The organism is Marinobacter sp. S6332 (genome assembly GCF_023016045.1).
In the GTDB taxonomy this organism is placed as follows: Bacteria; Pseudomonadota; Gammaproteobacteria; order Pseudomonadales; family Oleiphilaceae; genus Marinobacter.
In genome coordinates, this window is sequence record NZ_JALKAP010000005.1 from 160,339 (window position 1) to 181,501 (window position 21,163).

The following is a 21,163-nucleotide window of genomic DNA, read 5'->3' on the forward strand; positions in this document are numbered from 1 at the left end:
CGTTATACTGCTTTATTTACTGGGCCTTTTCAACGCTTCTTGAGCATGGGGAATGGATGTCACAAAACAGGCCGAAATCTAACCAGGTGGCCTCGCGGAAGGCAGTTGCCAAGAAAATTGATGAAGTTCTTGCAGGCATTCGGGTTCCTGATCTTCCTTATCCCGCCGGTAAACTGTCGCCCGAAACAGCCAGCGACTGGCAACCTTTGCTGTCTTCATGTTGGACAGAGCAACGGGATGAGCGAGTTACCCATGTACTCCGCTCAGTAAATCTGGATTGGTCGGTTCGACAGATCAACGCAGCTTATGTAGCTGACCGCATCATGGATGTCTTCCTAAAAACCAGTGGGCTGCATACACAGATCGTGCGCCGTATTGCCCGATTGAGGTTTTATCTTGCCTGGCGTATGAACCTTGATGGCCACCGAGCGTTCAACGACACCTTATTGGTATGGCTAGACAGCTTTCAGGAATGGCGCGGCTGGAGTGATTCTGGTGGGCGCTCATCCAAAGCTCTTTTGGATCAGCTGGATGCTTTGGTAACTGCAGTTTCTGCCAGTTTCGAGTCTGGCACCTCGAGCACGGTGGATACCTTTTGCAGGCAGTGGCAGGAGGACTCATTCAAGCGCAGCGCTCAAACCGGCAAGCTGCGCCAGCGACTGTTGGAGACCGAACAAGGCGCTGCTCGGCAACGGCGGGCCGATCAAACTTCCAGAGCCCTTATCGGCCGTGCGCTGCAGGGTAGAAAGCTGCCGCAGCCGGTTCTTAGTTTTATTTTCGAGCACTGGCAAGGCCTGCTCAAACAGACGGTGTGGGATTCCGGGGTTACTGGCGAAGCATGTCGGCATGGCAACAAGTTACTGGAATGGCTCGTGTGGGTGGGGGATCCGTCGCTATCAGATAAAGACCGGGACCGGCTTTACCATGTTGGGGAACAGCTAGGTGACCGCTTGGTAGATGTTTGGGGACGAGTATTTGATCGCCCCTTAACTCCGAACTCGCTAGCGGGTATTGGGGCAGTTTTGATGTCCCGGTTGCGGGGTGAAACGCCCGAGCTGGTTGATGCGTTACCGGATGACGGTCGCTTCTTATGGAGCCCGGCCTGGCTCAATTTTGCACCGCCACAACACAAAGAGTTTGAGCCCTTTGAGAACAGTTGGTTTGTTGAAGGTGAGGGGACTGAGGAACAACGCCGTTATTTTTGTGCCTTGCTTGAAGATACTGCGGAAATCCTCTGGACAAACGGTACAGGTGTAAAGTTGGGACTTCAGCCTTGGCAAGCCTTCTGCCAGTCCAAGGAGGAAGGGAGCATTCGTCCACTGCCGGATCCGACACCATTTGGTGATGTGCTTGAAGAGACTGTCCAGTTGCTGGCAACAGCTTGTGAAAAGCAACGAAAACAAAGGGAGCAAGCGGCGGCGGCGGCTAAGGCTCAGGCCGATGCCCTAAGACAAGAAAGGGAGGCCGCCGAGCTAAAACGCCAGCAGCATGAAGCCGAAAGATTGGCGGTTTTGGAACGCGAACGCCAGAAGTTGGAGGAACAGCGCTTAGCAGACGCTCAAGCAGAGCAGGAGCGTGTGCACATTGAAAAAACACAACTGGCGCAGAAGCAAGTAGATGATTTAGGCCTTGGTGGCTGGATTGCTGTGGAATCCGAGCAACCCGCTGTTGCAGCGACAAGGCTTAAGCTGGCTGTTCGAACCAACGCATCCCGAAAGCTGATCTTCGTCGACAAGCTAGGGCTCAACCGGCGCGAGTTTATGGATGATGAGCTGGTTCAGGGTATCGTGGAGGAACGAATTCGAATTTTGGGTGGCGCCTCTGAATTTGATGACACGCTAAGCCGAGTGGTCGGCCGTATTCGTGTCGGGCGTAGCTGATCGCATGGCAAACAAGAAGCCAGGAATAATAATGCAAGACACTGACTATACGTTTGGAACGCCAGAGGATCCTGTTAGCGGTCAAGACAAACGCATGCAGTATCGCTTAACTGCTCGGGCACAGGTAATGCTGGAGTTGGAAGCTGGCTACCCTGCATCAGAAGGCGTTGTTGCTTCGCCCCTGCGGAAAATGGCTTGCGGCGTGCGTGACATTTCAGCCAGTGGGCTTTGTTTGCTTACCGAACAGGACCTGTCAGTGGGTGCCCTGTATCCGATATCCGTTAAATTGGTAAATCATGTGGAACCCTTTGTTCTCATGGTGGAAGTCAGCTGGTGTCGACCGGCTGAGGATGGTTTTCGAGTGGGTGTGAGAATCATCCAGTCAGATCAGACGGCCTATGTAGAGTGGGCGGAGGCAGTGGCGAGCGCTATTGAGCCGCCATAGCTAAGCGCTTACGAGGGGTATGGGTCAGCAAAAAGCCAGCGTTGCGCTGGCTTTTTGCCTGAATACTGACAGTTTTAAGCGTTACTCTTCTAGTTCGCCCATGCCGGTAATATTGAACCCGGCATCTACATACATAATCTCACCGGTAATCCCGCTGGCCATGTCAGAAGCCAGAAAGGCTGCTGCATTACCCACTTCGTCTGTAGTCACGTTGCGGCGAAGGGGCGCACGCCGGGCATTTTCAGCGAGCATTTTTCGGAAACTCTTGATTCCCGATGCCGCCAGAGTCCTGATCGGTCCTGCGGAAATGCCGTTTACGCGAATACCATCACGGCCCAAACTTGCGGCCATGTAGCGTACGTTTGCTTCCAGTGAAGCCTTGGCAAGGCCCATCACGTTATAGTTTTGCAGAACCTTCTCTGCGCCCAAATAGCTCAGCGTCAGCAAGGAGCTGCCTTCGTGCATCATGGAGCGTGCACCTTTGGCCAAAGCAACAAAACTGTAGGAACTGATGTCGTGGGCGATTTTGAAGCCCTCGCGAGTGGTTACGTCCACGTAGTTGCCATCAAGTTCATGGCCTGGCGCAAAGCCAACAGCGTGAACGATGATGTCGATATTGTCCCAGTGCTTGTTTAGCTCTTTGAACACATTTTCGATTTCTTCATCGCTGGCAACGTCGCAAGGGAAGATGAGTTTGCTGCCCCAGCCCTCAGCGAACTTCTCAACTCTGGGTTGCAGTTTTTCGTTCTGGTAGGTAAATGCCAGCTCTGCGCCTTCGCGGGCAAAGGCATCGGCAATGCCGTATGCAATGGATAGTTTGCTGGCTACGCCAACGATAAGTGCTTTCTTGCCACTGAGTATTCCCATGGGTTGTTCTCCCTGTGTTCCTGATTTTAGTGCATTATCCCCGAAGTCGGCTGGCAGGAGTAACGCTCAAATGGTCGTAGTGAGGTTTGCATCTGTCGGCTGATAGAAAAACGCCGCATGAAGCAATTCTTGTGTGTATTCTTGTGCGGGCGCACGGAAAATCTGGCCCGCATCGCCGTGTTCCACAATCGTACCCTGTCGCAGCACTAACAGTTGATGACTGAGTGCCCGCACGACAGCTAGATCGTGGCTTATAAAGATATAGCTTAGACCATAGCGTGCCTGAATATCCCGAAGCAGTTCGATCACTTGCTTTTGCACAGTGCGATCCAAAGCCGATGTGGGCTCATCAAGAATGATTAGGTCTGGTTGAAGCACCAATGCTCTAGCAATTGCTATGCGTTGGCGCTGGCCACCGGAAAATTCATGTGGGTAGCGGTGCCTCGCCTCTGGATCCAAGCCTACGTCTTTGAGTGCCGCAACCACTTTTGTGTCGTGGCTGTCCCGATTATCAGAGTCATGTATTTCCAAGCCTTCCCGAACGATTTCAGCAATGGACATACGCGGGCTCAAGCTACCAAAAGGATCCTGAAAAACGATTTGCACCCGCCGACGCCAAGGTCGGAAGGCGCCTTGGTCTAATCCGGAAAGCTCTTGGCCATCCAACTTTATGCTGCCGGTGCTCGCAGTAAGCTTTAGTAGGGCGTGGCCAATGGTGGTTTTGCCGCTACCGCTTTCGCCGACAATCCCGAGGGTTTGCCCCCGATCCAGAGTAAAGCTGACCTGTTTTACTGCATGAAAATGCTCTTTTACCTTGCCGAATAGCCCCTTTCGGGTCGGAAAGCGCACATCGAGTTTGTTCACGTCTAACAATGGCTTGTCACTTTTTGCGACCGCCAAGGGTGCGTCTGGAGGTTCTGCACTTAGAAGTTTGCGCGTGTATGGGTGGCTAGGCGATGCAAACAAGGCCGCGGTTTCGGCTTGCTCAACCAGCTTTCCATGTTCCATTACCGCTACCCGGCTGGCGTAGCGCCGCACTATGGTAAGGTCGTGGGTAATCAGCAAGATGGCCATTCCCAGCTTCTGCTGTAAGTCTTGCAGTAGCTCCAATACCTGTTTTTGAACGGTTACATCCAGAGCGGTGGTTGGCTCGTCAGCAATCAGCAAATCCGGCTCATTTGCTAACGCCATGGCGATCATCACGCGCTGTTTCTGGCCACCGGACAGCTGGTGTGGGTAGGCGCCAAGTCGGCTTTCCGGGTTCTCGATACCGACGAGTCGTAAAAGCTCCAAACACCGTTCCCGAGCCTGAGGGCCGCGCATACCTTTGTGAAGCTCCAGAGTTTCACAGATTTGCTTTTCAATGTTATGCAGAGGATTAAGTGAAGTCATGGGCTCTTGAAAGATCATGCTGATCTCCCGCCCACGAACCTGGCGCAAACGTTTCTCTGGTGCTTGCAGAAGGTCTTCACCGCAATAAAGGATCTTACCAGTGGGGTAGCTGGCTTGGCGCTCATTTAATAGGCGCAGCACAGACAGCGCAGTAACGGATTTTCCCGAGCCACTCTCTCCAACCAAGGCTAGAGTTTCACCTTTTTGCAGGCTAAGAGATATGGAATCTACGGCTCTCTGGGCCTGATTGAAGCAGACAGAGAGATTGTCTATCTCAAGCAGTTTGCTCATATAAGTATGCTCATATCAGCTCACTTTTAACCATTCTTGCGGGGATCGAAGGCATCCCGCACGGCTTCGCCCACAAAAACCAGCAGGGTTAGCATCAGTGACAGGGAAACGAAGGCTGAAATACCCAGCCAAGGCGCATGCAGGTTGGCCTTGCCCTGCGCAATCAACTCCCCGAGGGAGGGTGACCCGGATGGCAAACCAAAGCCCAAGAAGTCGAGGGAGGTTAGGCCGGTAATAGCGCCTGTCAGGATAAACGGCAGAAAGGTAAGCGTGGCCACCATGGCGTTGGGAAGAATATGCCGGAACATGATTTTCCGGTTATCCAGCCCCAGTGCTCTTGCCGCTTTTACGTATTCAAAATTGCGCGCCCTTAAGAACTCCGCACGAACCACGTCTACTAAGCCCATCCAGCTAAACATCAGCATTATGCCCAGCAGCCACCAGAAGTTTGGTTGCACAATCCCTGAGAGGATGATCAGAAGGTAGAGCACCGGCAGTCCCGACCAAATTTCGATAAAACGCTGCCCGACCAAATCAATTTTTCCGCCGTAAAAGCCCTGAATAGCGCCAACTATTACACCAACAATACAGCTGGCGATGGTGAGGGTCAGGCCGAACAGAACGGAAATGCGAAAGCCGTAGATGACCCGGGCAGCTACATCTCGGCCCTGATCGTCCGTGCCAAGCCAATTCACGGTACTTGGCGGTGCAGGTGAGGGCTCTTCCAACTCGTAGTTAATCGTGTCGTAACTGAATCGAATCGGAGGCCAGAGCATCCAGCCATTGGCGAGAATCTCTTCGGCGATGAACGGGTCGCGATAATCTGCGTCGGTTGGCAAAAATCCGCCAAAGGTTTCTTCTGAAACTCGCTCTACTATCGGAAAGTACAAGGTGTCCTGATAGGAAATCACAAGGGGTTTGTCGTTAGCGATCAGTTCAGCTACCAGCGTGAGCCCGAAAATGACCAGAAACGCCCATAAAGACCAGAATCCCCGACGGTTTTTGCGGAAGTTGCGTAAACGACGCTGTTGAATCGGGGTGAGCGCCTTCATGTTACGCACCCTCCCGGCTTTCAAAGTCGATGCGTGGGTCCACCAATACGTAGGTAATATCGGAAATCAGTTTTAGCACCAGCCCCATGAGGGTGAAAATAAAGAGGGTTCCGAAAATGACTGGGTAATCCCGGTTGAGCGCGGCTTCAAACCCTAGCAAGCCCAGACCATCAAGGGAAAAAATAACCTCAATGAGCAATGACCCGGTAAAGAACAGGGAGACGAGCACCCCCGGCAGGCTGGCAATAACAATCAACATGGCGTTGCGGAACACGTGCCCGTATAGAACCTGTTTCTCATCCAAACCTTTTGCTCTGGCGGTTACGACGTAGTGTTTGCCGATCTCGTCCAGAAACGAGTTTTTGGTCAATAGGGTCAGCGTGGCAAAGCCACCAATCACGTTGGCAGTCACCGGTAGCGCAAGGTGCCAGAAGTAGTCTCCAATTTTCTGGTACCAGTTAAGCTGGTCGAAGTCGGAAGAGGTTAGCCCTCGCAGCGGAAACCAGTCGAAATAACTGCCCCCGGCAAACAGGACAATCAGCAGTATCGCGAACAGGAACCCCGGGATGGCGTAACCAATTACGATGGCCGAACTACTCCAAACATCGAAGCGTGAGCCGTCTGAAACTGCTTTTCGAATACCTAAAGGTATGGATATAAAGTAGATAATCAGCGTAGACCAAAGCCCGAGGGATATGGAAACGGGCATTTTGTCTACGATAAGTTCAATAACGCTTTTTTCCCGGAAAAAAGAATCACCAAAATCGAAGGTGGCGTAATCTTTGAGCATTTTGAAAAAGCGCTCATGGGCCGGTTTATCGAAGCCATACATCACTTCGATTTCCTTGAGCATTTCATCGGGGATGCCCCGGGAGCCCCGGCTATCGCTGGAAGCCGCGGAAACTTCGCCCCCTGTATCGCCACCTGAGGCACGGGCCAACGTGCTGCCACCGTGGCCTTCCATTTCCGCAATCAACTGTTCAACCGGTCCGCCGGGGGCAGCCTGAACAATCACGAAGTTCAGCAGCAGAATGCCGATTAGCGTGGGAATAATCAGCGCAAGGCGCCGGAGTATATAGATGCCCATTTAGCGACTACTTCCTCAGGGCTCTGCCCACCAATCATCGAGGTCTGTGCCGTTTTTAGGGGTCTTCTCCGGGTGCTTCAAGTGGCTCCAATAGGCAACGCGATCTTTCGCGAGGTGCCAATGCGGTACCACGTAATGTCCTTGCAGCAGAACCCTGTCGAGGGCGCGGGTGCGCTGTACCAGCTCTTCGCGATCCGGAGCCTGAATGACCAAATTCACCAGCTCATCCACCACCGGATCGTTCACACCTGCGTAGTTGCGCGAGCCGTTCGCGTTTACTGTGGATGAGTGCCAGTACTCCCGCTGCTCGTTACCGGGGGAGTCGGACTGGCCAATTGCCTGTGTAATCATGTCGTAATCGAATTCCCGCACTCTCTGGACATATTGATTGCTGTCTACTAGACGAACAGAAACGTCGATCCCAAGTCGGGCGAGGTTGTTCTTGAAGGGCAACACCACCCGCTCAAAGGTTTTTTGGAACAGTAAAACCTCAAACTTCAACGGGTTGCCTGTTTCAGCATGTACCATTTTCCCGTCACGAACTTCGTAGCCGGCAGAGCGCAGCAACTCCATAGCTGTTCTCAGGTTAACCCTGAGGCCTTGCTTACCGTCGGTGGAAGGGGCTTCAAAAGGCTTGGTAAAAATGTCCTCTCCAAGCTGATCCCGGTACTTTTCAAGAATTTCCAGCTCCCGACCGGTTGGTAAACCGGTAGCTGCCAATTCGCTGTTTTCAAAGTAACTGTTGGTGCGAGCATATTGGCCGTAGAAAAGATTCTTGTTTGTCCACTCGAAATCAAAGGCATAGGTCAGTGCTTCCCGCACTTTTGGATCACTGAAGACTTGCTTGCGGGTATTGAATACGAACCCCTGCATCCCTGTCGGTCGGTGATGTTCAATAGCTTCTTTAATAATCGTGCCGTTATCAAACTTGTCGCCGCTGTATGCTGTGGCCCAGTTTTTCGCAGAGGTTTCTACTCTGAAATCAAAACTGCCCGCTTTGAAGGCTTCCAAGGCTACCGTATCGTCTGTGTAGTAGTCGTAACGAATGCGATCGAAATTAAGCCTGCCTTTGCGCACTGCAAGGTCTTTTGCCCAGTAATCCTCTAGTCGGCCGTAAGCAACTGAGCGTCCTGCTTCAAAGCTGTCAATACGGTAGGCACCGCTACCCACCGGTGGGGTTAGGCCATTTTTTCCAAACTCTCGATCTTCCCAATAATGGGCCGGCAGAATGGGCATCTGCCCGAGAATCAGAGGTAGTTCCCGGTTGCTGGTTTGCTGGAAATCAAAGCGAATGCGGTGGGGGCTTTCCACGGTTATCTTGCTTACATCCGCATAGTAATTCCGGTAAAACGGGTGCCCCTTGGTAGTCAGGGTTTCAAACGAGAATTTTACGTCTTCTGCCGTAATGGGCTCGCCATCCTGAAAGCGGGCCGATTGTCTCAAATTATACGTAACGTAACTGCGGTCTTCCGGCGTTTCCAGTGACTCCGCAATAAGCCCGTACATGGAAAACGGCTCATCGGCGGAGTATTCTAACAGGGTATCGTAGAGGTAGTTATTGACCCCCGCAGCCGCTACCCCGCGAATAACAAAGGGGTTGAAGGTATCAAATCCATTAGCCACAACCGCCATCTTCAGGGTGCCACCTTTAGGGGCTTCGGCGTTGATGTAATCGAAATGACTAAATCCTTCCGGGTATTTCGGCGCGCCATGCATGGCCATGCCATGCACAGCTTCGGGCGCCGGGTTGGATGCGTCGGTTGCTAGATCCTCGGCTGACACAGGTCCGGTGGCGGCCAACAGGCCCAGAAATGAAAAGAGCGAGGTGAGGCGTGAGATATTGTAGGTTTTTGTCATGTTTCTCAGGGGCTGTTCCGTATGTCGACGTAGAGTATCAGACTTTGTCCCGGTTGCAGATAACGCGAGGTGTTCAGATCGTTCCAGCTTGCGATGTCCCGCACATTTACTGAGAAACGGTTCGCAATGAGTGCTAGAGAATCACCTTTGCGAACTCGGTATCCGACTTTGCGAACCATCGCTTTGCCACGGGTGCTGTCGGACGATGCGAGAGCGGGTTGTGCGGTTTTTGACCAGATAACCAACTCTTTACCGGGGATAAGCGGGTCGCCGGGTGCCATGCCGTTCCAAGCTGCTACCTGTCGTACAGAAACTCTATGTTCACGGGCTATGTCCCAAAAGGTGTCTCCGCGACGTACTGTGTAACGCAACTTACTACCAGTACGTTTTTTTTCCTGTTTACGCTCAAGCCGTTTGGATGCACTTAAAGCGTAAGCATCGGAATTTTTCGATGCCGATGGAATCATCAGTCGCTGACCGACGCGGATAAGGTCGCTTTTGAGATTATTGACTTGCTGCAACACCGCGGGCGTGGTGGAAAACTTGCGGGAGATGGTGTTCAGGCTGTCGCCGGATTTCACCACATAGTTGCGCCATGATACGCGCTTGCCCGGTTCAATATTTGCAAGAGCAGTGCGGAAGGTTTCTGCGTTTTGATGGGGTACAAGCAGGCGATGCGGGCCATCGGGCGATGTCGCCCAGCGGTTATATGAAGGGTTTAGAAGGTATATCTCGTCAATATCCACGCCTGCGAGTTCCGCAGCCTGAGCCAAATCCAGCTGGCCGCCTGTGTCGACAATATTGAAGTAGGGCTCGTCTTTGAGAGGGGGTAGCGTAATGCCGTAGGCTTCAGGATCGTCAAATATTTTTGCTAAAGCAATCAGCTTAGGGACGTAGTGGCGAGTTTCTTTCGGTAGTTGCAGCGACCAAAAATCCTGCGGTTTGTTGCTTTTCCGGTTGCGGCGCAGAGCGCTGGAAACTGTGCCTCCGCCACTGTTGTACGCCGCCAGAGCCAGCGTGTAGTCACCACCAAAGCGGTTGGAAAGGCGATCGAGGTAGGTAAGGGCAGCGTCAGTAGCGGCGATTACATCGCGGCGGTCGTCGTGCCACCAGCTTTGCGTAAGGCCGAAATACTTACCGGTTGAAGGTATGAATTGCCACAGCCCCGCAGCCCGGCCATGGGAATAGGCAAAAGGGTCAAATGCACTTTCAACGATCGGCAGCAGAGCAAACTCCGCTGGCAGGCCTCGTTTCTCGATTTCATTGACAATGTGGTACAGATACCGGCTTCCGCGTTCGACTACCCGGTTGATGTACCCTGGATGCTTTGCGTACCAGTTCAGCTGATCTCTGACCCGTTTGTTGTCAACGTCGTGATCAAGTAAAAAACCGGCCCGCAGGCGGTTCCACATATCTGCTTGTTCGGGGCTGTCTTTGGTTAGTTTCTGTACAGGGTCGTCGAGCTTTTCACGGGCTTCCCGCGCGGCCGCCTTAAGCTCGGGTGCCATTGCGTCGTCCAAGGGCTCATTTCGTACAGCATCGCTGCTTTTACCAGTTTCAACGGATTTCTTGAGTCCTTCATCACCGGCTGCGACAGTTACCTCTTGTGTATCAAGAGGACTTTCAGATTCAGCTTCTTGAGATACATAAAGAGAACTGCAGCCAGCTGCCAGGGCACCAAGAACTAAGAGCAGCGGCAATCTATTAACCGACATAGGCGTCTTCCGACTCTGTATTGTCGCCGACTTTGTGTCTAAAAACCCGGCATATTTAATGAGTTACGAGCAAAAGCTTAAGCGATTCTATGGGAGCCCGTTTCAAATGGTCAAGAAACCTCTCGTTACGACGATGAGAGGAATTGTTAACCGGTCAGAAGTTATCTTTGCCGTGCCGTATGGCTGCAAAAATGTCACTGTCTGAATCCGCGGGCAGACCTTGCTCAGCGCAGTACTGCTTTGCCACGCTCACAACGTCGGGGTCGTCCCAGCGTAGAAACGGATTAAGCTGCTTTTCATCTTCTAATATAGATGGCACGGTTGGTTCGCCCGCTTGTCGCTTATCTTCACACTGGCGCTCAAATGCTTCGAGTTTGCGGTCGTCTGGCAACCAACTGCGAGCGAACCGAAGATTCGCGAGCGTGTACTCATGGGCACAGTAGACGGCGGTGTTGCCGGGGAGTTCCCGAAGGGATCTGAGCGATTCCATCATTTGGGATGGCGTGCCTTCAAATAGGCGGCCACAGCCAATAACAAAAAGTGTATCGCCACAAAACAGGGCGGGGCGCCCGGATATTTCTACGTCGGTAAAGAAGGCAATGTGGTCGAGCGTGTGGCCGGGTACACCCATCACATTAAACGTAATATTTTCCCAAATGACCTCGTCGCCAGGGTGAACCAAGTTGGTGCTGCCTTTGAAGGGGGATTCCGCAGGTCCTGTTACGCGACAGTCAGGATTGTCCTGTACGAGCGTTTTGACACCACCTACGTGGTCCGGGTGGTGGTGGGTGACAAGAATTGTATCGAGGGTTAGCCCCTGCGCAGCCAGATATTCCTGCACCGGTTTCGCCTGTCCCGGGTCCACGATCAGGGCTTTACCCGTATCCGTGTCCGCAAGACACCATATATAGTTATCACTGAATGCCGGAATGGCAGAGATGGTGAGCATCAGATGTCCCCGTATATGCTTGGCAAGTGTGGCTGATATGATAGAGCATTAAGCCCATAGCCCCAACAGCCTGTATATTTTCGGCGTCCTTGCCGGTTTTTTCGAGAGCGGGAGTAAAGGCAGTGTGAAGAAAAATCAAAACGTTGATTATTCATCCCGGAGCGAGAGCTTTGAAAACTGGTTTCAGACGCCGCTCGGTCGCAGTCTGCTGGCAGATCAGCGGGGTTTTCTTGATCGCCGCCTCGCAAAGCTGACAGGCGCAAGACAGCTTCAGGTGGGCGTAAGCCACCGACTTCCGCTTGCCAACGGCACAGACTTTTCCCAGAAGATATTGACCACGCCGAAGTGCTTTTCTGGCACACCTGATGGCGTGGTTGTCTGCGATGCGGATGAGCTACCTTTCCCCGGAGACTCCATGGATTTGGTTGTGCTTCACCATACGGCGGATTTCTCTCCGTACCCCCATCAGGTTTTACGTGAGGCGGCCCGGGTATTGCGGGGCGATGGTTCCATCGCCCTTATTGGCTTTAACCCGATTAGTTTTTGGGGGCTTCGCAGGTTGATTTCGCGACACCATGGGGGGCCTTGGGGCGGGCGCTTTCTTTTTCGCGGTCGCATGGAGGATTGGCTTCATCTGCTGGACTTTCAGGTTGAAACCTCGATGACCCGTTTTTTTCGCTTACCCCTTCAACGCAGTGGCCGCAAGAGCTCCGGGCGGCTTGATGAACGTATGTCTGGTTACGGATTCCTTCCGGTAGGGGCGTATTACTGTATCCTTGCGAAAAAGCGGGTGTGTGCTCGAATTCCACGGCGAAATGTTTGGCGCCAGAGCAAGGTGATGGGCCTCTCCGGAACAGGTACAGTGAGTGCCGCAAGAGGGTGCCAACCACAGAACTTGAATCACCCCGAAGACTGATGGCCCTGTGGCCCACGAAGTGAATCTACAGAAACGAGAACTTAAATGTCTGGAAAGGTTATTCTTTATACCGATGGCGCCTGCAAGGGTAATCCGGGGCGAGGCGGTTGGGGTGTAGTGCTGCGCTACGGGGATGCGGTAAAAACCATGCACGGTGGTGAGCATCACACCACCAATAACCGAATGGAGCTTATGGCTGCCATACAGGGGCTAAGGGCGCTCAAGCGTGATTGTGAGGTTGAGCTGTATACGGATTCCCAATATGTACGCAAAGGGATTACCGAGTGGCTATCCGGCTGGAAACGCAATGGCTGGAAAACCTCTGCGAAAAAACCGGTTAAAAACGACGATTTGTGGCGAGAGCTGGATTTGGAAACTACGAAGCACAAAGTTAACTGGCATTGGGTAAAAGGCCACGCAGGCGTGCCGGATAACGAGCTCGCTGACGAGCTTGCGAACAAGGGTGTTGAAGAACTGGGTTAATGTGGAAATTATGAGACAAATTGTACTGGATACAGAGACAACCGGTATTGATCCGGCAGAAGGGCATCGGATTATCGAGATTGGTTGTGTGGAGATGATGGAGCGTCAGCTCACCGGCCGAAACTATCATGTCTACGTAAACCCTGAGCGGGAAGTGGAAGCGGAAGCTATTACCATTCACGGGATTACCAATGAATTTCTTGTGGATAAACCCAAGTTCGCAGATATTGCCGATGAATTTTTTGAGTTTATAAAAGGCGCAGAACTTGTTATCCACAACGCCGCGTTCGACGTGGGTTTTATGGATTCGGAATTTGGCCGGATCAAACCCGTGCGCAAAACCGCGGATTATTGCGGGATTGTGGATTCTCTGGCGCTGGCGCGGGCAAAACACCCTGGCCAGAAAAACAATCTTGATGCCTTGTGCAAACGCTACGGCGTTGATAACAGCAACCGTGAGCTGCACGGCGCTCTGTTGGATGCCGAGATACTGGCCGAGGTTTACCTTCTTCTCACCGGCGGGCAGACGGCGTTGTCTCTGGATGCTGGGTCTGAGAACGGCGGAATTAACGGAGGAATACGTCGGCTGAACCCAGATCGCCCGGCACTCCCGGTGGTAGAAGCCTCCGACGCGGAGCGTGATGCCCATCAGGCCTTTATGTCTGCTTTGGAGAAGAAAGCTGGCGCTACGATATGGAGCAGGCTTGAAGGTGCAGAATGAGAACTGTGTCGGCCTGTACTAATTGTTACAAGCCTGCTTTATTGAGGTACTTGAGTTTTATGTTATAAGTAATGATAAGTACGTCAGTTTTTTGATCACGCACAGGGTGTAATGCCCGGCCACAGCTCACTAGGAAGGTGCGGTAGTTTCCGCAGATTAACAGGAAGCGTTTATGGTCCAATCGTCTCTTGCGACGAAATCGCAGTCGTTTGATCTGGTCAAAGGTGAAATTGAGCAGACCATCAAGCAGGCAGAATCCAGTCTTGAGCGCTTTCAAGAGAACCGCGAGAGCGGTGAGGATTTGCAGAACTGTTTGGATTTTCTCAATCAGCTTCGCGGCATTTTCATTCTGGTAGAGCTTCGCGGTGGTACATTACTGTGTCAGGAAGCGGTCACCATGGCCAACGATGTTCCTGTCGGCGCTAATGATGACAAGAACATTCTGCTTACGACTTTGAGCAATGCGCTGTTTATTCTTCGTCGCTATGTGGAGTACTACCACCAACAACGTGCAGACCACCCTGAGCTGTTGTTGCCGGTGATCAACGAGCTACGTGAGGCCCGCCGTGAAAAACCCTATCCCGAGTCCTGCTTTTTCGATGTAGATCTTATTGATCCGCCAGATTTTTGTGCCGGTGTGTCGGTCCCTGTTTTTGAGGGCAACGAAGCCGACTATGAAATTGTGGCCCGGCGGATGCGCCTGACTTATCAAGTTGCACTACTGGGCATTCTCAGGGACCGCAACCCCGTGGTAAGCCAAAAGCTCATAAGCCGTGCCTCGCGCGGTTTTGTGCGTTTATGTCAGGGCGCGCCAATGGGGCAGATGTGGTGTCTTGTTGCCATTGCTGCAGATACTATGCTCGATCGCGCCATGCCATTCACCAAAGCCCGCAAGCGCACCTTCATGCGTATTGAAAAGTATGCTCGTGAACTGGTTTATGTCGGCAAGGTGGCCACCGCAAAAGATGCTCCGGATTCGCTTATTCGGGATCTTGTTTACTTGCTCTATCGTAGTGGCTCCGGCAACCCAGAAGTTATGCGTGTTCTTTCCGAATTTAAGCTCACCCCTGCGGAGTTTCCAGATTCTATTTTGGAAGCGCACGCGCGTCGCCTGTATGGGCCCGGCACGGACGTGTTGGAGTCTTTGTCTGAAGCTTTGCAAGATGAGCTCAATCAGCTAAAAGACAAACTCGACATAATCGAGCGAGGTATCGAGCCGGATCTTGCTGAGCTCTCGTCCATTGCTGATGCTCTGGAACGGCTATCCAATACTCTGGTTATGCTTGACCTCAATCGGTTGGCGACCATTGCTCGGGAAGAGGCGAGCAGGCTTCGCGACTGGGAAGCTGAATCCCGTTTGCCCGGAGAAGACGAGCTTTTCCGTCTCGCCGACTCGGTGCTAGGCATTGAAGACGCGGTTCTGCAGATTGTAAGCCGGGGCATCACCGCTGAAACAGACGCCCTAGCAGGCAGCGAGCGCAGCCGGGAAGAATCAACCTACCTGAAAGAAGCAGTGTACGTGGTTGCTGATGAGGCGCGTAGCGCGTTGACGCTTGCGAAGCGCGCGATTACGGCCTTTGTAGAATCTGACTACGACAAACTTCACCTCGCGAACCTACCCGCAACCTTACACAGCATTTGGGGTGGGTTGCAGATGGTAAATGACCCGGCCGCTGCTCACGTACTTGAACGTGTTGCCGCCTCGATTCAGGAGCGTTTGTTGGATGCCCGTGAGGCACCAGAAACACAGGTTCTGGAAGCGCTAGCGGATGCTCTTACATCCCTTGAGTACTACATTGAGGGCATCGGAAATCGTGAAGAAAGCAACGTAGATCTTTTGCGACTGGCAGAAACCTCATTGGATGATGTTGGGCTGTAAAAGCCGACCGTAAAGCTCGGCTCCAAAAACAAAAAACCCGCGCCAAGCGCGGGTTTTTTTATGAGCTGGTAGCAACTCAACAAGGCGCAATCAGCCCATGTTGAAAAGCTCACCTAGCTTGGTAGCTAGCATCATGTCGCCTTCAGCGCGCAGCTGACCAGCCATAAAGGCCTGCATACCGTCGGTTTCACCTGAAACGATGCCTTCAAGAGTTTCGGAGTTCATAATCAGAGTTACAGAAGGGTCGTCATGAGGGCCTTCGTGCAGCTTGCATGTTCCGTCTTTGATGACCAAGTGGTGAGTCTTGTCATCTTCGATATCAAACTGGAACACTAGGTCCAGGCCCTGAGCTGCGTCTGCGTTGAAGTTCTGCTCGAGTTTTTCAAAGATTTGATCTACAGACATTGTTTTACCCTTTTTGATGGTTGTCTTGTCATGATAACGGCTTTGTATGCTTGGCCTTACAAGCCTTGGCAGCTGCCGGATAGAGCCGACCTCGCTTTCCGACTTTATGGTGAGACGGAATCACTGTCAAGCTCGATCGAACGCTTGTTTTAATTATTTTGCTCTGCTTATCACTAGAGTTTCGGTAAGTTACACTCTCGTGCTTGCTTAACTAGTTGGAGAAGCGATTTGGAGTTCCTGACTGAATACGGTTTGTTTTTGGCCAAAGTGGTCACCTTTGTTATTGCCGCGGTGGTGGTTGTGTCCATTATTGTCGCCTCTACTCAAAAAGACAGAGGGGATGACGAACACGACGGCGAGCTGCAGATCCGAAAACTCAATGAAAAGTACCGAAAATTGCGCGAGTCAATTCAGGCACGCTTGATGTCTGAGCATGAGCGGAAAACCTGGAGTAAGGCAAAAAAGAAGAAAGAAAAGGCCGAAAAGAAAGCGGGTAAAACGAAAAAAACAGATGCGGACAAACCCGAGGAATCGCCTGCGCGCATTTATGTGTTGGATTTTGATGGTGATATAAAAGCAAGTGATACCGACCCGCTCCGCAGAGCCATCTCTGCTGTACTCAGCGTTGCAGAGCCGGGCAAAGATGAAGTGGTTATTCGGCTGGAAAGCGGAGGAGGGCTGGTGCACTCCTATGGCTTGGCTGCAGCGCAACTTGATCGAATCCGGAGCAAAGGCATTCATCTCACCGCGTGTGTCGACAAGGTGGCGGCAAGTGGAGGCTACATGATGGCCTGCGTGGCAGACCGAATTGTCGCTTCCCCCTTCGCCATACTTGGCTCAATTGGTGTAGTGGCACAACTGCCGAACTTTCATCGCCTGCTCAAGAAAAACAACGTCGACTTTGAAGTGCTGACCGCCGGAGAGCATAAGCGCACCATGACCATATTTGGCGAAAATACTGATAAAGGTCGCCAGAAGTTCCTTGATGATCTTGAAGATACCCATGACCTTTTCAAAGACTACGTAAGTGAGCGCCGGCCCGAACTGGATATTGCAGCGGTAGCGACTGGCGATATTTGGTTTGGCAAACGAGCGCTTGAGGTAAAACTCATTGATGAGATTAAAACCTCCGACGAATATCTCATTGAAGCCTGCGAGCGGGCAGACGTAGTCTCTGTATCCTTCGAGCGCAAACGAACCTTGCCTGAAAAGCTTGGGCTGGCGACCAGTAACGCACTTGAGCACACGGTATGGAAAGTTCTGAGCGCATTCCGCAACCAGAAAATCCAATAACTGACAGCAAACGGGGAAAGCCATGACGAGCGATACACAATTTAAAGCCTGGCGCGTAGAAGAACAGGATGGCGACTATAAAGGTTCCGAGCAGACTCTTGATATCGAGGAGCTACCGGCGGGAGACGTACTGATCAAAGTCAGCCACTCATCCCTGAACTACAAGGACGCACTCTCAGCCTCCGGCAACAAAGGCGTTACCCGCTCGTTCCCCCACACCCCCGGCATCGACGCCGCTGGTGAAGTTATCCAATCCGCCACTGGAACACCTGCCGTCGGCAGCCAAGTCATCGTAACCGGATACGACTTGGGCATGAACACAGACGGAGGTTTTGGAGAGTACATTCGAGTACCCGCCGAGTGGTGTTTAAGCATGCCTGCTGGCTGGAATGCAGAAACCGCCATGACTTACGGAACTGCGGGCCTCACAGCAGGCCTATGCGTGCAAAAAATCCTGACCATGGGTGCTGAGCCAGAGCAGGGCAAAGTAGCCGTTTCCGGCGCCTCAGGAGCCGTTGGCAGCATTGCCGTGGAACTGCTAGCAAAACTCGGCTTTGACGTAATCGCAATCAGCGGCAAAACCGATCACGCGCAAAGCCTGAAAGAACTGGGTGCCATAGAAGTAGTCGGGCGCGACGCACTGGCCGAGGGTAAAAAGCCAATGCTCAAGCCAGTTTTCGCCAACGCGGTAGATACGGTAGGCGGCGCACCTCTGGCGGAACTGCTAAAACAGATCCAACCCGGCGGTTCCGTCTCCTGCTGCGGCCTAGTTGCAGGCCCACAACTCCAAACCACGGTTCTCCCATTCATCCTCAGGGGTGTAAACCTCCTAGGTGTTGATTCGGTAGAAATCCCGCTGGCGGAGAAAGAGGCGGTATGGAAAAAGCTTGCAGGTGACTGGAAGTGTCCGAAGGCAGAAGCTTCTGCGAAACGCATTGGGCGCGCAGAACTGGATGCTGCGTTAAAAGCGTTCCTGAAAGGCGAGTCGGCTGGGAAAATTGTTCTGGATCACGCCATCTGAAACACCATAGTTTGAACAGCTAGGGGCGGAAGGCCTTGTCAAAACACGCTGTTAATACGTCCGTGTACGCTCGGCTCCGCCATCCATGGCTCCGCACGGTTTTGACAAGGCCTTCCGCCCCTCGCTGTGGACTCCAATATTTTCGATCAAGAAGCCCGACGCCTAAACAAGGGCAAGTCGGTATCCGTAGCCGCCTGATACCCCTGACTAAAGAAATTCAAAGCCCGAGCCGCCTTGCGAATATCCTTATCCGGCCGAAGCTCATAGGTATCAAAACCACAGCGCTTCATAAACTGAAGTTGATCCAGCAGCACATCACCAATCGCCCTCAGCTCATTTTTATATCCGAATCGCTCCCGCAACAACCGCGCAATACTGTAACCACGGCCATCACTAAACTTCGGAAAATTAACCGCTATCAAAGGCAACTCATTTACATGATCCGCCAGAACCTCTGGCTCATCATGGCTATCAAACCACACACCAACATTCTCATTGCCAGAAAACTGCTCACGGTTTTCAAGCCACAAGTCAGCAGGAATCAACACCCGCTTCTGCTCAGGAATATCCAGTGTCTCACCGCTCTCGGGACGTGAAATCACAAACCACTGATTCTGACGGATGCCGCCATCCCGAAAAATAATGTCAGGCATAAACCCGCTCCTTGAAAGGATCAATTCCAACACGACGATAAGTATCTAAAAACGATTCCTCATCCGTGCGTTTGTTAACGTATACATCAATGATCTTAGCGATCACATCCGGCATATCATCCCGGGCAAAAGAAGGCCCCAGAATTTTGCCGATGGTTGCATCATGCTGCGATGCGCCACCAAGGCTTACTTGGTAGAACTCCTGGCCTTTTTTATCAACACCCAGAACGCCGATGTTTCCTACGTGGTGATGGCCACAGGCATTCATACAACCCGATATATTCAAGTCGATTTCGCCAAGGTCGTACAGGAAATCCAGGTTGTCGAAACGACGCTGGATGGCATCAGCCACAGGAATCGATTTGGCGTTGGCCAGTGCGCAAAAATCACCACCAGGGCAGCAGATAATATCTGTTAGCGTGTTCAGGTTTGCCGTGCCAAAACCCATGGGGCCGAGCTGCTCCCAAAGTTCCAACAAGCGATCTTGACGCACATCCGCCAAAACCACGTTCTGTTGGTGGGTTACCCGTACCTCACCAAAACTGTACTCATCTGCCAGATCTGCAATCTGTTCAAGCTGCCGATCAGTAACATCGCCTGGTGGGGTTCCGGTTTTTTTCATGGTTAGTGAAACAATGGCGTACCCGGGCTTTTTGTGGACATCTACGTTGTGCTGCAACCACTGGTCGAACCCTCGGTTCTCGAACCGCTGGCGAGCAAGCAAATCTGTAGCATTGTCCAGCGCCGCATAGGCAGGCTCAGTGAAGTAGGCCTGAATACGCTCGATGGCCTCAGGTGTAAGGCGACTAGGGGAGTCCTTGATGTGTGCCCACTCAGCTTCGACTTTTTCTGCGAACCCTTCGGGAGTCAGCGCCTTCACCAAAATCTTGATGCGAGCTTTGAATTTATTGTCGCGGCGGCCGTACCGGTTATACACCCTAAGTACGGCTTCCAGGTATGTTAGCAGGTCAAGTTCCGGCAGGAATTCACGAATAACCGGCGCAACCATAGGAGTGCGGCCAAGGCCCCCTCCTACGTGCACGCGGAAGCCCAATTCTCCGGCGTCATTACGAACGATCTGAAGACCGATGTCGTGGACCCTTATTGCTGCCCTGTCGGTTTTTTCGGATGCGTTGACGGCAACCTTGAACTTTCTCGGTAGATACGCGAACTCCGGGTGAAACGTAGACCACTGGCGAATGATTTCGCAATAGGGGCGCGGATCTGTAAGTTCATCGGACTGCACACCCGCAAACTGATCCGTTGTGGTGTTTCGAATACAGTTGCCACTTGTCTGGTTGGCATGCATTTCCACTTCTGCCAGTTCGGCTAGAATGTCGGGTACATCTTCCAAATTTGGCCAGTTTAGCTGTACGTTCTGACGGGTTGTAAAGTGTGCATAGCCTTTATCGTAATCCCTTGTAATACGTGCCAGACGACGCAGCTGAACAGAGCGCAGCATGCCGTAAGGCACACAAATGCGCAGCATGGGTGCAAGCCGCTGAACATAAAGCCCGTTCTGCAGGCGCAAGGGCAAAAATTCGTCTTCTGCCAGCTCTCCAGCCAGTGCGCGTTCGGTCTGGTCACGGAATTGTGCAACCCGCTCGGCAGCCATCTGCCGATCGTGTTCGTCATATACGTACATAGAGGAAAGTCCTAAAAATAGCGTCGTAATGGCAGGCGCCAGAACATCTGTGCCTTATATCTGAAACGAAGGATAACAGGCGCTCCTTATTCTAGAAACGATTATTTCAAGATATGTTTATCGATTAAGGCGATAAGGCACTTTGTCGTGGGCTGGACGAATATCAATTTGCTGCTTTACTGATAAGGAGCGACCGAGGCGGGAGCTTATTTCGGTTAATGCAAAATTGGCAGACTCTGCACAAGGAGCAGGTAATGAAGAATTTAATGCGGTCAGACAGCAGTGCTGACGCCATAGCATCGGTAGTAATTATTGCGCTTGTGGTTACATTTGCGGTGATTTGGGTAGCTGGCCAGTAAGGGTTACTGGCCGGATAAAACCAACTGAACAACCACAACGAGTGTGCCTATGAAAAGGCCTGTGAATAACAGGCCTCCAATTATGTAGGGCCAGGGGCTGTGACTGCCAAAATCCTCTTCGCGGCGCTTACTGGACTGAACGCCCAGTGCGCCGGCAGCTACGCTTTGCATGACTTTTAAAACGCCGGGCCCCTGAGGTTTTTTGTTTTTATTGCTCTGTGAATTCGGCGAATTTGTCATATACCTCATCCTG

Annotated in this window: 19 protein-coding genes; 8 read left to right on the forward strand and 11 right to left on the reverse strand. The window is 52.2% G+C overall.

Annotated features, from left to right (window positions below):
• Positions 1 to 56: 56 nt before the first annotated feature.
• Together MWU62_RS09255 and MWU62_RS09260 are read left to right on the forward strand one after the other, a co-directional pair.
• Positions 57 to 1,880, forward strand: a complete 1,824-nt coding sequence (locus MWU62_RS09255; RefSeq protein WP_247114583.1) for a DUF1631 family protein — start codon at positions 57 to 59, stop codon at positions 1,878 to 1,880.
• Positions 1,881 to 1,911: 31 nt separating this feature from the next.
• The gene (locus tag MWU62_RS09260) at positions 1,912 to 2,325 is read left to right on the forward strand and encodes a PilZ domain-containing protein (protein ID WP_247114584.1); all 414 of its coding nucleotides are present in this window, start codon (positions 1,912 to 1,914) and stop codon (positions 2,323 to 2,325) included.
• 81 nt (positions 2,326 to 2,406) lie between these two features.
• On the opposite strand, the gene MWU62_RS09265 is transcribed toward MWU62_RS09260, so the two are convergent.
• The 7 genes from MWU62_RS09265 to gloB all read right to left on the reverse strand — a co-directional run bounded on the left by MWU62_RS09265 (position 2,407) and on the right by gloB (position 11,535).
• Complete coding sequence (locus MWU62_RS09265; protein ID WP_200360600.1) at positions 2,407 to 3,192, reverse strand: enoyl-ACP reductase; 786 nt, start codon at positions 3,190 to 3,192, stop codon at positions 2,407 to 2,409.
• Positions 3,193 to 3,258: 66 nt separating this feature from the next.
• Complete coding sequence (locus MWU62_RS09270; RefSeq protein WP_247114585.1) at positions 3,259 to 4,875, reverse strand: ABC transporter ATP-binding protein; 1,617 nt, start codon at positions 4,873 to 4,875, stop codon at positions 3,259 to 3,261.
• 26 nt (positions 4,876 to 4,901) lie between these two features.
• Entirely contained in the window at positions 4,902 to 5,927 is a 1,026-nt protein-coding gene (locus MWU62_RS09275; protein WP_247114586.1) for an ABC transporter permease, read from the reverse strand.
• Between the two features lies 1 nt (position 5,928).
• Entirely contained in the window at positions 5,929 to 7,014 is a 1,086-nt protein-coding gene (locus MWU62_RS09280) for a microcin C ABC transporter permease YejB (RefSeq protein WP_247114587.1), read from the reverse strand.
• Positions 7,015 to 7,029: 15 nt separating this feature from the next.
• A complete protein-coding gene (locus MWU62_RS09285) occupies positions 7,030 to 8,871 on the reverse strand; it encodes an extracellular solute-binding protein (RefSeq protein WP_247114588.1) in 1,842 nt (613 codons plus the stop codon).
• Between the two features lie 5 nt (positions 8,872 to 8,876).
• Positions 8,877 to 10,586: a LysM peptidoglycan-binding domain-containing protein gene (locus tag MWU62_RS09290; protein WP_247114589.1), complete on the reverse strand. Its 1,710-nt coding sequence runs from the start codon at positions 10,584 to 10,586 to the stop codon at positions 8,877 to 8,879.
• A 154-nt stretch (positions 10,587 to 10,740) separates the two neighbouring features.
• Entirely contained in the window at positions 10,741 to 11,535 is a 795-nt protein-coding gene (gene gloB, locus MWU62_RS09295; RefSeq protein WP_247114590.1) for a hydroxyacylglutathione hydrolase, read from the reverse strand.
• Between the two features lie 124 nt (positions 11,536 to 11,659).
• Between gloB and MWU62_RS09300 the strand changes: the two genes are divergently transcribed.
• The 4 genes from MWU62_RS09300 to MWU62_RS09315 all read left to right on the forward strand — a co-directional run bounded on the left by MWU62_RS09300 (position 11,660) and on the right by MWU62_RS09315 (position 15,534).
• On the forward strand, positions 11,660 to 12,451 hold the full coding sequence (locus tag MWU62_RS09300; RefSeq protein ID WP_247114591.1) for a class I SAM-dependent methyltransferase: 792 nt from the start codon (positions 11,660 to 11,662) through the stop codon (positions 12,449 to 12,451).
• A 45-nt stretch (positions 12,452 to 12,496) separates the two neighbouring features.
• On the forward strand, positions 12,497 to 12,934 hold the full coding sequence (gene rnhA, locus MWU62_RS09305; RefSeq protein ID WP_247114592.1) for a ribonuclease HI: 438 nt from the start codon (positions 12,497 to 12,499) through the stop codon (positions 12,932 to 12,934).
• Positions 12,935 to 12,944: 10 nt separating this feature from the next.
• A complete protein-coding gene (gene dnaQ / locus MWU62_RS09310) occupies positions 12,945 to 13,655 on the forward strand; it encodes a DNA polymerase III subunit epsilon (RefSeq protein WP_247114593.1) in 711 nt (236 codons plus the stop codon).
• A 172-nt stretch (positions 13,656 to 13,827) separates the two neighbouring features.
• Positions 13,828 to 15,534 carry a chemotaxis protein gene (locus tag MWU62_RS09315; RefSeq protein WP_247114594.1) on the forward strand — a complete coding sequence of 569 codons (1,707 nt, stop codon included), beginning with the start codon at positions 13,828 to 13,830 and terminating at the stop codon, positions 15,532 to 15,534.
• Between the two features lie 90 nt (positions 15,535 to 15,624).
• Here the strand turns inward: MWU62_RS09315 and MWU62_RS09320 are convergent, their stop codons facing one another.
• Positions 15,625 to 15,939, reverse strand: a complete 315-nt coding sequence (locus tag MWU62_RS09320; protein ID WP_216008966.1) for an SCP2 sterol-binding domain-containing protein — start codon at positions 15,937 to 15,939, stop codon at positions 15,625 to 15,627.
• A 228-nt stretch (positions 15,940 to 16,167) separates the two neighbouring features.
• Here MWU62_RS09320 and sohB point away from each other — a divergent pair, with 228 nt between their 5' ends.
• Positions 16,168 to 17,232 (forward strand): protease SohB, encoded by a 1,065-nt coding sequence (sohB, locus tag MWU62_RS09325; RefSeq protein WP_247114595.1) that lies wholly within the window; start codon positions 16,168 to 16,170, stop codon positions 17,230 to 17,232.
• A 22-nt stretch (positions 17,233 to 17,254) separates the two neighbouring features.
• On the forward strand, positions 17,255 to 18,253 hold the full coding sequence (locus MWU62_RS09330) for a YhdH/YhfP family quinone oxidoreductase (RefSeq protein WP_247114596.1): 999 nt from the start codon (positions 17,255 to 17,257) through the stop codon (positions 18,251 to 18,253).
• Positions 18,254 to 18,399: 146 nt separating this feature from the next.
• Here the strand turns inward: MWU62_RS09330 and MWU62_RS09335 are convergent, their stop codons facing one another.
• The 3 genes from MWU62_RS09335 to MWU62_RS09345 all read right to left on the reverse strand — a co-directional run bounded on the left by MWU62_RS09335 (position 18,400) and on the right by MWU62_RS09345 (position 21,150).
• Positions 18,400 to 18,906: a DUF934 domain-containing protein gene (locus MWU62_RS09335; RefSeq protein WP_247114597.1), complete on the reverse strand. Its 507-nt coding sequence runs from the start codon at positions 18,904 to 18,906 to the stop codon at positions 18,400 to 18,402.
• Entirely contained in the window at positions 18,899 to 20,551 is a 1,653-nt protein-coding gene (locus MWU62_RS09340; protein ID WP_247114598.1) for a nitrite/sulfite reductase, read from the reverse strand. Before MWU62_RS09340 ends, MWU62_RS09335 begins: the two co-directional genes overlap by 8 nt.
• Before the next feature lie 362 nt (positions 20,552 to 20,913).
• Positions 20,914 to 21,150, reverse strand: coding sequence for a DUF2970 domain-containing protein (locus MWU62_RS09345; protein WP_247114599.1), 237 nt, complete (start codon positions 21,148 to 21,150; stop codon positions 20,914 to 20,916).
• Positions 21,151 to 21,163 lie beyond the last annotated feature (13 nt).

Coding starts and splice junctions, on each gene's coding strand:
- MWU62_RS09255 (WP_247114583.1), top strand. CDS start 57: ATGTCACAAAACAGGCCGAAATCTAACCAGGTGGCCTCGCGGAAGGCA.
- MWU62_RS09260 (WP_247114584.1), top strand. CDS start 1,912: ATGCAAGACACTGACTATACGTTTGGAACGCCAGAGGATCCTGTTAGC.
- MWU62_RS09265 (WP_200360600.1), bottom strand. CDS start 3,192: ATGGGAATACTCAGTGGCAAGAAAGCACTTATCGTTGGCGTAGCCAGC.
- MWU62_RS09270 (WP_247114585.1), bottom strand. CDS start 4,875: ATGAGCAAACTGCTTGAGATAGACAATCTCTCTGTCTGCTTCAATCAG.
- MWU62_RS09275 (WP_247114586.1), bottom strand. CDS start 5,927: ATGAAGGCGCTCACCCCGATTCAACAGCGTCGTTTACGCAACTTCCGC.
- MWU62_RS09280 (WP_247114587.1), bottom strand. CDS start 7,014: ATGGGCATCTATATACTCCGGCGCCTTGCGCTGATTATTCCCACGCTA.
- MWU62_RS09285 (WP_247114588.1), bottom strand. CDS start 8,871: ATGACAAAAACCTACAATATCTCACGCCTCACCTCGCTCTTTTCATTT.
- MWU62_RS09290 (WP_247114589.1), bottom strand. CDS start 10,586: ATGTCGGTTAATAGATTGCCGCTGCTCTTAGTTCTTGGTGCCCTGGCA.
- gloB (WP_247114590.1), bottom strand. CDS start 11,535: ATGCTCACCATCTCTGCCATTCCGGCATTCAGTGATAACTATATATGG.
- rnhA (WP_247114592.1), top strand. CDS start 12,497: ATGTCTGGAAAGGTTATTCTTTATACCGATGGCGCCTGCAAGGGTAAT.
- dnaQ (WP_247114593.1), top strand. CDS start 12,945: ATGAGACAAATTGTACTGGATACAGAGACAACCGGTATTGATCCGGCA.
- MWU62_RS09315 (WP_247114594.1), top strand. CDS start 13,828: ATGGTCCAATCGTCTCTTGCGACGAAATCGCAGTCGTTTGATCTGGTC.
- MWU62_RS09320 (WP_216008966.1), bottom strand. CDS start 15,939: ATGTCTGTAGATCAAATCTTTGAAAAACTCGAGCAGAACTTCAACGCA.
- MWU62_RS09330 (WP_247114596.1), top strand. CDS start 17,255: ATGACGAGCGATACACAATTTAAAGCCTGGCGCGTAGAAGAACAGGAT.
- MWU62_RS09335 (WP_247114597.1), bottom strand. CDS start 18,906: ATGCCTGACATTATTTTTCGGGATGGCGGCATCCGTCAGAATCAGTGG.
- MWU62_RS09340 (WP_247114598.1), bottom strand. CDS start 20,551: ATGTACGTATATGACGAACACGATCGGCAGATGGCTGCCGAGCGGGTT.
- MWU62_RS09345 (WP_247114599.1), bottom strand. CDS start 21,150: ATGACAAATTCGCCGAATTCACAGAGCAATAAAAACAAAAAACCTCAG.